Here is a 12,751-nt window from a genome sequence, read left to right on the forward strand (position 1 = left end):
GCAACAACTGGCTGCTATTGACCAGTGCTGTCTTGGTCGAGGCATGTGCCTCACCCGACAACCGGCCAAATGCAGCACGCGCTTCATCGGCGCTCGCCTGTAGAACAACAGCGTCATAAACAGCGTTGCCGCCGCCCAGTGTTTCGACCGCTGCTGCCGTCATCCGCTGATTGGCTGTTACGCCAACCGAGGGAAACAGGACTTTATTGCGGGCAATATCGAGATAAACAGTACGGGGGTCATAGGCGAGACCAAGGTCAACAAACGGCATATTCTGGCTGAGGTTTCCAAAAGTGCCGGTAATGCCGCCATCTGCACTCAAAATGGTATAACGACGTCCCGGCATGTAGTTGCCCAAGACTTTGACCACATCCACATTGGCACCCGCGATAACAGCCGATCCGCTTGCCGCAATCCTGTCGCTTGCTCCAGCAGGATCAATCTCAACGCGATAGGTGGAACCAGCACCGAGGCTGACATTGCCCGCAACAGACAGCGTGCCAATCGAATTTCCCGGAGCAATCGTACCGCCGCTTGCTACGGTCAAACCGCCGATTGTCCCAATGCCGCCAAGGGTCGAACCTGCGCCGACAGTTACATTGCCCGTAAGCTTGGCGCCCGGATGATCAGCGTCACCGATGACCAACCCGCCGCCGTTGATCAAGGTTGAGCCGCTATAGCTGTTCTGTCCGTTGAGGACCAGCCAGCCATCACCCGATTTGGTCAGATTGCCGGTACCGTCAATATTGCCATTATAGCGGGTGTTGATCGTCTGGTTCACACCAAGTGACGCGCTGCCAAGCTTAATGCTTCCGCCCTGACCCGATAGCGACGACATCGACAGGCTGTAATTATTGAGGTCAAGACTGCCGCCATTGACCTGATAGTTGGTACCATTGACGAACCCACCGGCAACGCCTGATTTCAGGGTGCCTTTCTCGACAAATGTCCCGCCCGTGTAGCTGTTGGCACTGGCAAAGACCAAAGTTCCATCACCGAGTTTTGTCAGGCTGCCAGCACCCGTCACGCCCTGATCCACGGATACACTATTGCCGGCATCGGATATATCAATCCAGCTCGGCTGTTCCAAAGATACAGCGCGGTCCAGATTGTGCATGGATTGACCAACCACTCGAAGGCCACCATAGGCAAGCCTGAGTTTGGCCTGACGTCCCCCCAAAGCCGCATCTTCATCTACAATAACAGTGCCACCATCGGTAACGAGCGTTTCGCCAATGAATGAATGATCGTCGATGCAATAGTCCTTGATCGCCTGTTGGAAACGGGCATCTGTGCTTTTGCAATTCAGCAGCGTCTTCTTTTCAGCGAGTGTCAGGCCAGTGAGTATAGGATTGCCATCAGCATCGGCAATCTGGCCGAGATAAACATCGTTGCGATTATTGTTGCGGGTTAGATAAAATTCCTTGTTTCGCCCGGCAAAATTATAAGCACCAGAGCCCCAGACGAGCCGGGTTTTTTCTCCTGCACTATCGGTATAATTTTCGAGCTGCGGCCCAATCCAGCGCAAATCCTGTGCCACAGGTTCGTGATCGGACAAAGAGCCTCCCGATGGCAGGCGGGCGCTACCGGAAAGATTGCCGGTGGATTTACCCGTATCGCCAATCTCGGTCCATTTCGCGAACGGCCGCGACATCATGATATGATCAATGGTGACGCGATCCCAGCTGGCCCATGTATTGGTTGCATCTTCGCCATCGCTGGTCCAGGTGGCACGTTCATCCCCCACCCGGCTTGGCTGAAACTGCTCCCTGTTCCGCTCCAACTGGAAAAGCTGATACTGCTTTTTCAGAATATTCATCGTCACTGGCAGATTGTCGGCAACAGGATAGGTTTCATCCTGCAGGCCGGTATCTTTTCCAGCCTTCATGGCTGTCTCCAGAGCCGTCCCCCACTGCGCCCACGATAATGAATCAATGTTTTTGCCGGGAAATGCATCCTGAATTGTCTGACGATATTTTGCTGTATCAGCTAGCGCCAGATATTCGTTAGCGAGCTTTTTATAAAAGCTGTTTCCGCCAGCCGCTTTGATGACCAGCAGCTGCTGCTCTTTCCTGTTCAACCCGCGCTCGGATATATCGCCCGCATTGAAGTCACCGAGGATGACTGTTGGAATGGGGCTGGCAGCAGCGGCAATGTTGAGTTCCTTTGATTGCCTTATCCGGTTTGTCGACTCGTCGTAATAGTTCAGATGGACGCTGTTGACGATCGCGGTTGGAAAGCCGTTACCCGGATTGATCCTGACCGAGTCTCCGGGCAAATTTTGAAAGGCAACGGATGAAAAGATGCTGCCGCTGCCCTTCGCGCCTTCATCCGGATTTTTCTGAGCGGTGACGAAGCTGTCTTGCTTTCGTGGTCCGCTGTTCATCACGTCAAGCGTGTTCTGCGCGAACCAATCAGCGACACTTGTACCTTTGAACGTAGCGCTTCCGTTATTATTCAATTCCGGGAGCACGAGCACATCCGGTGCCACGCTGCGAAGCAGTTGCTTCATCGCATCGGTGTAGACAAGATTACCGGCCTGTTTTTGCGCCGGGTCCCAAATTTTCGAGTTGGCCCCAAGATTCCAGATATTAAAGGCCATGAACTTCACAGAGTAATTTTTTGTGTTCGCATCCTGTGCCGATGCCGGGGATGAAACCCCGCAGGCGAAGACTGCAATGGCACCGCTAGCCATTCCAATCCTCAATGTTGTCAGTGTGCTATTCCGCTTCTGCTGCTTTTGCATGATGTAGCCCCCGCCTTACGATCAATGTCAAATTGACGAATTCAAAATGTTATTTTTCAAACATTAGACGATGCATATGTCAGTTTAACAACATTTCTTGCGGAGAGTCTCGCTTTCCTGTCATTTGATCAACGCAAACAGCGTCGAACAAACCAACCCTCTGGAATGACAGGGAATATCGGGAAGATAATTTTGTCAGCTTTGGCGCAAGCGGATCGCACTATATTGGGTGCCTGCTACGAAACACCCTTTGAGTACGTTGCCAGAGCGTTTCTGGCGTCTTGATCCTGTGACCTATTTGACGCGAGTACCGGTTGATCCAAAATCACTTCAACCGGCGCTAATTCAAGCCGCTTTCTGCTCAACTTCGACCGTCACATGCGACAGATCATGAATATGCGACAGTTTTGCGCGATAGGAAGACGGCGCTTCCGGGTGATCGCTTATGATTGATACAATCGCTCCGTGATGACCCGGTCCAAGCTGCCACACGTGAAGGTCCGTGATGACATCGCCTTCCAGTTCAATGGCTGTGCGAATTTCTTCCGGTAAATCCTCGTTTGACGGAACATAATCAAGCAGAACACCGCCCGCGTTGCGGATGAGGCCCCACGACCAGTTAGCGATGACGAGAGCACCAACAATACCAATTGCTGGATCAAGCCAGAGCCATCCATAGAGACTTCCCGCCGTAAGCGCGCCGATTGCCAATACAGAGGTCAGCGCGTCAGCCAGCACATGCACATATGCCGCTTGCAGATTATTATCATGCGCATGGGTGTGATGGTGATCATGGTCGTGGCCATGGTGCCCGTGATGCGCATGATCATCCCGCAAAAGCCAGGCGCAGATCAGATTAACGGCAAGACCAACAACGGCGATAGATATCGCCTGCGGGAAATTGATCGGGATCGGATTGGTCAGTCGCAGGAAACTCTCCCAGCCGATCAGTATGGCGATAAGGGCAAGAACCACGGCGCTGGCAAACGCAGCCAAATCACCGAATTTCCCGGTTCCAAAGGTAAAACGCGGATTGCGGGCATGTTTCCTTGCGTAGAGATAGGCCAGTGCTGCAATCAGCATAGCTGCCGCATGAGTGGACATATGCCAGCCATCAGCGACCAATGCCATCGAGCCATAGATTGTGCCTGCAATAATTTCTGCAACCATCATTACTGTCGTCAGGATGATGACAAGCCATGTCCGGCGCTCATTACGCGCATGATTGTCACCAAGGAACACATGATCGTGCGAGCCTGACGCAGAATGCGTAGACTGGTTCTGTGTCATTTGAGATATTTCCTCACAACATCAATAAGTTCGGCGGCCCCTTGCGCCCTCCCGGCATCCCGGTCTTTGTCCGGATCGACCACATGCATCCGAATGTGGTCTTCGATGAGTTCGCCCATCAGGCCATTCACTGCCCCCCGCACGGAAGCGACGAGGTTCAGGATTTCGCCGCACGGCACCTCCGCTTCCAGACCGCGCTCAACAGCCTCCATTTGCCCTTTCAGGCGACGGATGCGAGCGATCAGTTTGGTCTTTTCTGCAGTTGTATGACTCATAACATACCCCCCTACCCTATATTTTGCTTTCATGCAAGATGGGCGCGCCAGCCAGCCGTTGCGCAGAGCGGTAACAAATCAACCGCGCCGGGTTCATTCCGCGCCGGTAAAACTGTTTAGATGTATGAGGGGTATGGGCTCTGTCTCAGCCTCACATCACCACAACTTTTGCGCCAATTTTGACCCGCCCATACAAATCATTGACGTGGCTGTTCAGCATCCGGAAACATCCTGATGACGATGTTGTTCCGATGGTTTCCGGCTCATTCGTACCGTGAATTCGATAAAGAGTTTGACCGAGATAAATTGCCCGTGATCCAAGCGGATTGTCAGGCCCGCCAGACATTGAAACGGGCAAATCCGGGCGTCTCTTCAGCATATCGGCTGGTGGGGTCCAACTTGGCCATTCCGCCTTGCGGCTCACCTGTTCAACACCGTGCCATGCGAAACCCTCGCGGCCAACACCAATTGGATAAAGCAGCGCCCTGCCTCCAAGCACAAACAGAAGCGACATCTTCCGCGTGTCGATAATGATCGTTCCAGCAGCTTCATTGCCCGTATATGTGACGTATTTCGGGGACGCTACTTTAGTTGAGCGATGCGACCGCTGCGCGGAGTTCGATCCGGATTCGCCAAACAGAAAATCACGGTATTCAGGTGAAATGGCATCCACTGGTTGGTTCTGTGCATGTGCAGACTGCATCCCAAACAGAAGTATGGAAGCGGCAAGAAATGCAAAATATCTGAATGATAACAAGAGATGCCTCCGGCTGTCGTTAATTCAAATCACCTTGGCCGCCACCAGATAATTGGCAACGGCGCTAAATCTGCGTTCAGGAACAGGCGTTCCGATGCTGACAGCTTCAAGATCCTGTGCGAGTTCTTCATCCTCATACATCGGAATGGCCAGCGCCTGAGCCCGGGCAAGCATGACGTGATAATTGTCTGCTGTAGAACGGCAGGTCAGTACGGGCACAGGTGTCTCTCCCGCCACATAGCGCACACCTATCACGAGGCGATCACGGCTTATGATAAGAAGTGAACTGTGTTTGAGGCCAACTCTCACCGCACTTGTGGCGCGCCGCTCTGCCAGCCGCTCACGTTGCACTGCAGGATCGCCTTCAATGTCCTTGCGCTCGCGCTTAAGCTCACTTTGCGTCATCTGCATTTCACGCAGGAACAACCAGCGTTGCAGCACAACATCAATGGCACCAACGATCAAAAAGGCAATGATCGTCGTTATCGCCAGCGGGCGAACCATCGCCCAGAAGGTTTCCTGCGTGCATGCGCCACCACAGGAAGGCGATTGAAACAGAGCTTCCAGCCCGGACCGGAACACAATGATAAAAGCCACGCCGAGGCATGATATCTTCACGATGCCCTTCAGAAATTCCACGACGCTTTTCAGGGAGAATATCCGCTTGAAACCCGTCGTAGGACTGATCCGGCTGAAATCCGGCTTCAACGGGTCTGTCGAGAACACAAAACCACCGGTAATGGCCGCATTTGTAACTATGATGATGGCAATTGTGATGATGAGGATAGGCAGTACGGATGTAAGGAAGCCGCCAATGGCTATCCGGGTCATTCGGTACAACACATCTGCAAACGGTTGTTCATAAAATCGCGCAGCTTCCTCGAACATTGATTCAGCGCGAAATTGCAGCGATGCCAATATGCTGGAAAGAAACACGATTCCACCCAGCAATGTCGCTCCCGATACCATGTCCGTGCTGTGCGCTACCTGTCCCTTCTCGCGCGCATCATCAATTTTCTTGTCTGACGCCGGCAGGTTTTTTTCTTCACTGGTGTCTGTCACTGCTCATATCCGCATTTCAGTCCGTCACTTGTGCCACAAACGGCAACGCTCACAAAACGAATTATGAAACTTGTGAAATTGATATCATATGCGCTATTGAGTTAGCTGTGAATATTCGCGGGGGAGAGTCGCATGGCACTACGTTGGGCGAATGCTTTGGCATATGGCGGGGTACTGCTCGCGCTGTCCGGTTGTAATACCACACCCGAAAAACCAACTCCGCAAATGACCGATCAAGCCCGGTTGATGAAACTTGCTGCCGATGTCGAGAAGCGTGGCGACAAGGGAACAGCGCTTGCGCTTTACGAACGCGCAGCAACATCCTCGACAGATCCGGCCATCCAGTTGCGCTTGGCAAAGGCGCGTGAGGCTGCGGATGATTTCGGAGGCGCCGAAACGGTTTATCGCAGCATCCTGACTGCAAACCCCAATAACAGTGAAGCATTGACGGGGTTGGGTTCAATACAGTTGCAGAGCGGCGATGCGCAGGGTGCCATTCGCTCGCTTACCGCGGCTGCAACGCAGAAGCCAACAGGCAGAATCTATAACAAGCTGGGCACAGCCTATATCCTGCTCGGTCAAACAGAAAATGCGGAAAGCGCTTTCAACAAGGCGCTCGCAATCGAACCCGGCAAGCTCGACACGCGCACTAATCTCGCATTGGCACAGGCAATTGGCGGAAAGTTCCCCGTTGCCACCTCGACAATGCAGGAAGTGGTCAATTCGCCATTGGTGGAAAGACGCCAGCTTATCAATTACGCGGTTATCTTGCGTATGTCAGGCCGTACCGACGAAGCCCGCGCGGTCAATGTTCCTGAGATGACAGCAGCAGGCAAGGAAACCATCCTTCGTCAGGCTGCCAATGCTGTGACAATCAAAGATCCCGCATCCCGCGCCAAAGCGATCGGTGTGATCGCTTCCGGCTGATGCGCATAGCAGGTTCTGCGTAAAGCGGAACCTGCCTGAAATCAGTTTCCCCCAAGATTGGTGGTGGACTCCGCTGGCTTGCTTCCAACGCGCTCATCACCCTCGATTATGCGCTTGGCTGCCCGCGCAACGGGCGCTGCCATGGCCGGCCCCATATCTCGACCACGTACCAGATCGCCCTCTTTTTCCGCCATCAGTTGTAGATTGAGATTATTGGCGCAACCTGAAGGCAGATACAGCGCATCCGGCGTATTGTCAGGGGTAGTACATGCGTCTGGAACAAGCATTCTGCCCTCGGCGGCATAACCTTTCTCACCCGGCCTGTCATACCCCTTGCGCACGATCTTGCCTTTGCTGCCTGCCGCAACAGGGCCCGTGGAAACATAGTGATAATTGGGGGAATAGGGTTCAGGCTGGGTCTGGCAACCACCCACACCCAAGAGGGCGCACAGCCCGGCAAAATGAAGGATCTGGCGTGGGCTCATTTTCATATTCTTAATCTCCCACATAGAACCCGTATCCTTTTTTCGCTACCTGCCGTTTCTTGGCAACCGGCGCAGACAACGCACCACTTGGACTGTCGAGCGGCGTTTTCAGCGACCTGTCGGATCGTGGCTGAACCAGATAGGGCGTTATGAGAATGACAAGCTCGGTCTCATTGCGTTGAAACTTTTTCGATTTGAACAGGCTTCCAAGGATCGGAACGTCGCCAAGAATAGGCGTTTTTTCCAGTTCCCGCGTCTCTTCCCGTTGAAACAGACCTGCTATGGCAAATGTCTGACCACTGCCAATTTCGACGGTTGTATCGGCCCTGCGAACCTTGAAACCCGGCACACTGATACCGCCTATGGAGACACCCGTGGCAGCCGAGATCGTGCTAACCTCGGGTTTTACCTGCAGCGAAATGCGGTTGTTGGGAAGAAGCGCCGGCGTGAATTGCAGCGAGACACCAAATTGCTTGTATTCAATACCGATTTGCCGGTCGCCAGCTGGGACTGGAATCGGAACTTCACCACCGGCGAGGAAACTCGCAGTCTGACCTGTTACCGCTGTGATATTCGGCTCCGCGAGAACCGTCAAAATGCCGTTGTTCTGCAGGGCGTCCAGCAGAACATCAACATTCACATTCCCTGTACCAAGATGCGCATTGATGCCACCGGGAACCGTCGCAAGAGGGCTACCCTTTACGATGCCAAATGAGAATGAGCCGCTATCAATCAAGGCGCTCCAGTTCAATCCATAACGTTCGAGCGAATTGCGCGAAACTTCCGCAAATCGCACGCGGATATTGACCTGATTGGCACCCTGTATTGTGGTATTGTTGACAGGAGGGTTGCCGGGCTTTGCATAAGACTGAATGACCGATTCCGTATCCACCGCTTCGCCGACCGACCGGGCTTTACCCGTCGCAACCGTCTTTTCACCAAAGAGCTTTACATCGATGATCGTGTTGGGCTGCAACGTCTTCATCGACTGTTTTGCAGGGTCGGTATTGCCTGAAATAATAAGCTTCATCGTCCCGCGCAAACTCTGGTCCGCATTGAGCGCAATGAGGTTGGTGGTACCGACAGCTGAACCGAACACGTAGATTGCTCCGGGGGAGACGACGCGAACATCGGCTATCTGGGTGTCAGCAACAAAGACTGACTCAACGGGCTGGTCAAAGCGGATAATGACACCCTGCCCCTGTATGAGTTTCAACGGCTGACCGGTCATCGCATCCACGCTGATTGTTTGCGAGAACGCAGTTCCGTCCATGAAGATCATCGATATTGCGCCCAGAAGCAGAGCACACAGCATCATGCCGCGCCGCCAGCCAAAGGACCGTTTCATATTGAGTATCAGATATTTCACTATTCTGGGTCCCCCGACCTTGCATGCCGGACTATCCGGCTGTTTCCGTCTGGTCATTGCGTTCAGCCTTCAGCGAAGAAGGTTTTTCCGGTGCAGGCAGTGCGATAGTTGCCAGTGATTGCACATTGAATTCAGAGGCGATCTCTTGATAGGAAAGCACCGGGATATCGACATTCTGGCCTGCAAGAACGCTGTAAATCTGCCTGCGAATATCAATCGATGTCAGCACCGAACGCTTCAACATCGGGTCGCCGGAATTCAGGAGCGCGCTGATCTGATCAATGAGCGGCTTCAACACATCGTCCTGTATATAGTTGCCTTGTCTCAACGCCGTCCGGATCGCTTCCTCAATCTGCCGTGTCAGAATAAACACCGGAATGATCCGGTTTTTCTCGGCACGGCGATGGCTGATTTGTCGTGCCAGACCGCCCCGAACAAGTTCCGCCATCTGATGAGCATTTTCGACTTGCGGTGCATTTTCCACGATCGTTTCAAGGATGGCCCGCATATTGGTGATAGGCACATCTTCCTCGACAAGACGGCGCAAAACCTCGGAAATCTTCTGCACCGAAGAGACTTCAACCGCTTCCTTCACCAATTCCCCGTATTGGCTTTCGCAAGCGGCAAGCAGGGCTTTTGTTTCCTGAATGCCGGCAAAATGCGAAGCATAGCGCCGCAAGGCGTGGAACATGATTTCAAGAAGAACAGCATCAGGAGCGTGAAATGTTATGCCCGCATCAATGAGCTGCTGCTCGTGCTGCTTGTGAACCCAATAGGTCGATCTGCGGCCTATAAGCGATCCCGCATCCTCATAGTCTATGCTCATCAAATCCAGATCTGTCGCTGAATCCAGAACAAGCAGATGCTCGGGTTCGATCGCACCCTCGACAATCGGCACACCCTCAAGATCAATGCGGAAATCGTTCTTGTCGCCATCTTCGGTCGGCCAGAGCTGGGCCTGCGGAATATTGATGCCGAGATCAATGAAGATACGGCGCTTGATTGTATCGGCACCCGAGTTGAACTTTTCGGCTGAAATCGCCTTGCCAAGGTCCTCACCAAGCCAGACTGCCAGTCGCGACATGGTTTCACGCGATGGTTCCGGTGCCGCAGGTTCCACTTCCCTGCTTTCATTTTCGAGCGCAAAGACTGCATTTTCAGCCTTGATCTGACGCTTACGCATGAATGCCAAGCCGCCAGCCACGGCTGCAAGGGACAGAAAAACAGTCACGGGCATGCCTGGGACAAAGGCAAGCAGGAAAAGGATGACGGCGGCGAGAGAGATCGCGCGCGGATCGGCACCAAGCTGGCCAATGATTTCGGTTCCCAGATCCTGATTACCGTGCGAAGCAACGCGCGTTACGACTGCGCCCGAAGCGACGGAGACAAGCAGCGCCGGTATCTGGGCAATCAGACCGTCACCGACAGTCAGCAGCGAATAGGTATGAGCCGCCTCGCCAAAGGACAGTCCACGCTGCCAGATACCAATGCTGAGGCCACCGATCAAATTGATACCGATAATGATAATACCGGCAATGGCATCGCCCTTGATGAATTTCATAGCGCCGTCCATGGCGCCATAAAATTGGTTTTCCCGTTCGAGATTCTGCCGTTTGACCTTGGCTTCAGCCGCGTCTATGTCGCCATTGCGCACTTCATTGTCGATACTGATCTGCTTGCCCGGCAACGCGTCAAGTGTGAAACGCGCGGCCACCTCCGCCACGCGTTCCGCGCCTTTGGTGATGACCACGAACTGGGCAACGGTGATCACGAGGAAGACAACGAGGCCAACGACAATCTCGCCGCCCACGACAAAATTCCCGAATGTATTGACCACATCGCCAGCGTCCGCCTGCAGCAGGATAAGACGCGTTGTCGTGATGGTAAGAGACAGGCGAAACAATGTTCCCAGCAAGACCACAGATGGCAGCGCCGAGAACTCCACAGGCTTGGAAATATAGAAAGCAACGATCAGCACCATCAAGCTGAAAGCGAGATTGATCCCGATCAATACATCGACCATTACGGTTGGCAAAGGCAGGATCATCATGCTGATTGCCAATAGCACCATGATGGCCACGACCAGATCGGTGCGCTTTGCCGCCATGCGGGCCAATTGGTTCAACTGCAGAAGTATCTTCATCATCGCGATCCTGCCGGAGCAGTCGAGGATGAGGATCTCTTGGTCATGAAGTCGGAGAACGTTTCACGGGCTTCCTGATACTGGCCCGCCGTCCACAAGGCGCGGCTCTCCAGCGCTGCCAATTCCAGCTCAAACTCCTCACCCAGTCCTGCAATGCGATCGATGGTCGTCAGTGCGCGGGCGGCCGCGCCCTGTTCGATGAACACCACGGCAAGCGTCTTGAGAATGGTCACATCGTCAGGCGCAATACGCGCTGCAAGCAGCAGGAATACCAGACCGCGATCCAGATTTCCTGCCCGCCAATAGAGCCGACCTAAAGTATGAAGATATTCGGCGCTTTCACGCTCGCTGAAGTTCAACGGACTTTACCTCTGCAATTCGACCGTTCACATCCCGGCATTTATCAATTTCTTCCTGCATCAACTCCGCTGCGATGGCGGCAATTTCCGGCCCAAGTTCGAGAACGGGCAAGACATGTTCCAGAATGTGCAGAAGCATTTCTTCGCTGTGGAAGCCCTTCAGCTTGCCGATTGCAGATGTATCAACCCGCGAAAATTTGTCCGTACGCTTGCGGTTTGCATTCTTCCCGCGTTCGTTGAAAAGCTTCGTGCTGCGCAGCGCTGCCTCAAAAGACTGAACATCCGTTGCTGCATTCGCGCCGGCACGATCACCAACAGTCGGCAACAGCCGTTCCGCCCGCTCCCGCCCTTCTGTACGACGCAGATCAAGCGCCATTGGCCTCTCTCCCCGCCCGTTAGAATGTCAATGTAAATTCTTCGACATTGCGCTTGACGACAAGCCTGTCAGCCCCGATCTCCTTGATGATCCAACCATCCTCCAGCGCGGCGCCCGTGTAGAGACGCGAACCGTCAGCTGCAATTGCGTAGGGCTTTTCTCCAAACCAGATCGCCTGCAATTTGAACTTTGGTTGAATCTTCTTCGCCACTTCATGCACGCTGCTCGACACGACGTTGTGGCTGCCATACTGGCTGTCAAATCTGTACTGGACATCAGCCCATTTCTTCATCTGCTCCTGGTCAACTGCGCCGTCCACATGGACACGCGAGCCATCCCACTGAACATCCAGAGCACTAAGGCCATTGTCCGCCAGCATCTGGTTGAGCACCTGCTGGGGATCAGCCGCAGCCGAAACATCGGGAACAACCTGCGATGCAGCGGCAATTGTCGAACTCGTACGACCACCATCAAGATTGCTGGCAACACCAGCCTGAACGAGTGCGATCGACAGGCCCAACAGCGCCACGCAACCACCGAACAACCCGACTTTGCGCAAAGGTTGAAGATAGGGCTGCAGACTATGCCGCGCATTGGCTGGACCATCCAGAACCATGGAGACACCGCCAGCCGAGATTTTCACGGGAAGCTTGGTGCGCATTCCCTTACCGACATCAAGTTTTGTGCGGTCATTAATGATCACTTCGCCGCCATGGGCGCCGATAACCACCATTGCTCCGGCACGGCGAATAGAAAAGTGCCGACTCTCTATCGAGCTGTCACTCAGAAAGAGGTCACAATCCGTTGACGAGCCGATCTCGCAATCGTCAGTGGAAATGGGAACGGTTACGCCGCGATGGACACCATCAAGAACATTCAACGTCAATTCACTTGTGGCGCCAGAAATTTGCTTCATCAACATCATGTGAAACCTGCATTTGTTGTGGTCGCCAGCACTCGCG

12 protein-coding genes are annotated in these 12,751 nt (G+C 53.6%); 1 reads left to right on the forward strand and 11 read right to left on the reverse strand.

Translation table 11 applies throughout. The annotated features are described in order from the left end of the window. The 5 genes from FHW17_RS12320 to FHW17_RS12340 form a co-directional block, all read right to left on the reverse strand. A partial coding sequence (locus tag FHW17_RS12320; RefSeq protein WP_182510000.1) for an autotransporter-associated beta strand repeat-containing protein occupies positions 1-2,695 on the reverse strand: 2,695 nt, incomplete at its 3' end. A gap of 396 nt (positions 2,696-3,091) precedes the next feature. Then, a complete protein-coding gene (gene dmeF / locus FHW17_RS12325) occupies positions 3,092-4,036 on the reverse strand; it encodes a CDF family Co(II)/Ni(II) efflux transporter DmeF (protein ID WP_112526396.1) in 945 nt (314 codons plus the stop codon). Continuing rightward, positions 4,033-4,311 (reverse strand): metal/formaldehyde-sensitive transcriptional repressor, encoded by a 279-nt coding sequence (locus FHW17_RS12330; RefSeq protein ID WP_112526394.1) that lies wholly within the window; start codon positions 4,309-4,311, stop codon positions 4,033-4,035. Before FHW17_RS12330 ends, dmeF begins: the two co-directional genes overlap by 4 nt. A 151-nt stretch (positions 4,312-4,462) precedes the next feature. Beyond that, entirely contained in the window at positions 4,463-4,984 is a 522-nt protein-coding gene (locus FHW17_RS12335; RefSeq protein ID WP_348643732.1) for a L,D-transpeptidase, read from the reverse strand. Positions 4,985-5,092: 108 nt separating this feature from the next. Next, on the reverse strand, positions 5,093-6,130 hold the full coding sequence (locus FHW17_RS12340) for an EscU/YscU/HrcU family type III secretion system export apparatus switch protein (protein ID WP_182510001.1): 1,038 nt from the start codon (positions 6,128-6,130) through the stop codon (positions 5,093-5,095). Between the two features lie 132 nt (positions 6,131-6,262). Between FHW17_RS12340 and FHW17_RS12345 the strand changes: the two genes are divergently transcribed. Continuing rightward, positions 6,263-7,057 carry a tetratricopeptide repeat protein gene (locus tag FHW17_RS12345; protein WP_182510002.1) on the forward strand — a complete coding sequence of 265 codons (795 nt, stop codon included), beginning with the start codon at positions 6,263-6,265 and terminating at the stop codon, positions 7,055-7,057. A 41-nt stretch (positions 7,058-7,098) separates the two neighbouring features. On the opposite strand, the gene FHW17_RS12350 is transcribed toward FHW17_RS12345, so the two are convergent. The 6 genes from FHW17_RS12350 to FHW17_RS12375 are packed head-to-tail and all read right to left on the reverse strand — an operon-like array spanning position 7,099 to position 12,714. Further along, positions 7,099-7,548 carry a hypothetical protein gene (locus FHW17_RS12350; protein WP_348643733.1) on the reverse strand — a complete coding sequence of 150 codons (450 nt, stop codon included), beginning with the start codon at positions 7,546-7,548 and terminating at the stop codon, positions 7,099-7,101. A 4-nt stretch (positions 7,549-7,552) separates the two neighbouring features. Beyond that, positions 7,553-8,890, reverse strand: a complete 1,338-nt coding sequence (locus FHW17_RS12355) for a type II and III secretion system protein family protein (protein ID WP_182510003.1) — start codon at positions 8,888-8,890, stop codon at positions 7,553-7,555. A 52-nt stretch (positions 8,891-8,942) separates the two neighbouring features. Further along, complete coding sequence (sctV, locus tag FHW17_RS12360) at positions 8,943-11,057, reverse strand: type III secretion system export apparatus subunit SctV (RefSeq protein ID WP_348643734.1); 2,115 nt, start codon at positions 11,055-11,057, stop codon at positions 8,943-8,945. Next, positions 11,054-11,413, reverse strand: a complete 360-nt coding sequence (locus tag FHW17_RS12365; protein WP_182510004.1) for a type III secretion protein — start codon at positions 11,411-11,413, stop codon at positions 11,054-11,056. The genes sctV and FHW17_RS12365 overlap by 4 nt, the downstream gene beginning before the upstream one ends. Beyond that, a complete protein-coding gene (locus tag FHW17_RS12370) occupies positions 11,394-11,789 on the reverse strand; it encodes a hypothetical protein (RefSeq protein ID WP_113095929.1) in 396 nt (131 codons plus the stop codon). Before FHW17_RS12370 ends, FHW17_RS12365 begins: the two co-directional genes overlap by 20 nt. 19 nt (positions 11,790-11,808) lie before the next feature. After that, positions 11,809-12,714 (reverse strand): EscD/YscD/HrpQ family type III secretion system periplasmic domain-containing protein, encoded by a 906-nt coding sequence (locus FHW17_RS12375; protein ID WP_182510005.1) that lies wholly within the window; start codon positions 12,712-12,714, stop codon positions 11,809-11,811. Between the last annotated feature and the right edge of the window lie 37 nt (positions 12,715-12,751).

The sequence above is a fragment of the Phyllobacterium sp. P30BS-XVII genome (genome assembly GCF_014138335.1).
Classification (GTDB): Bacteria; Pseudomonadota; Alphaproteobacteria; order Rhizobiales; family Rhizobiaceae; genus Phyllobacterium; species Phyllobacterium meliloti.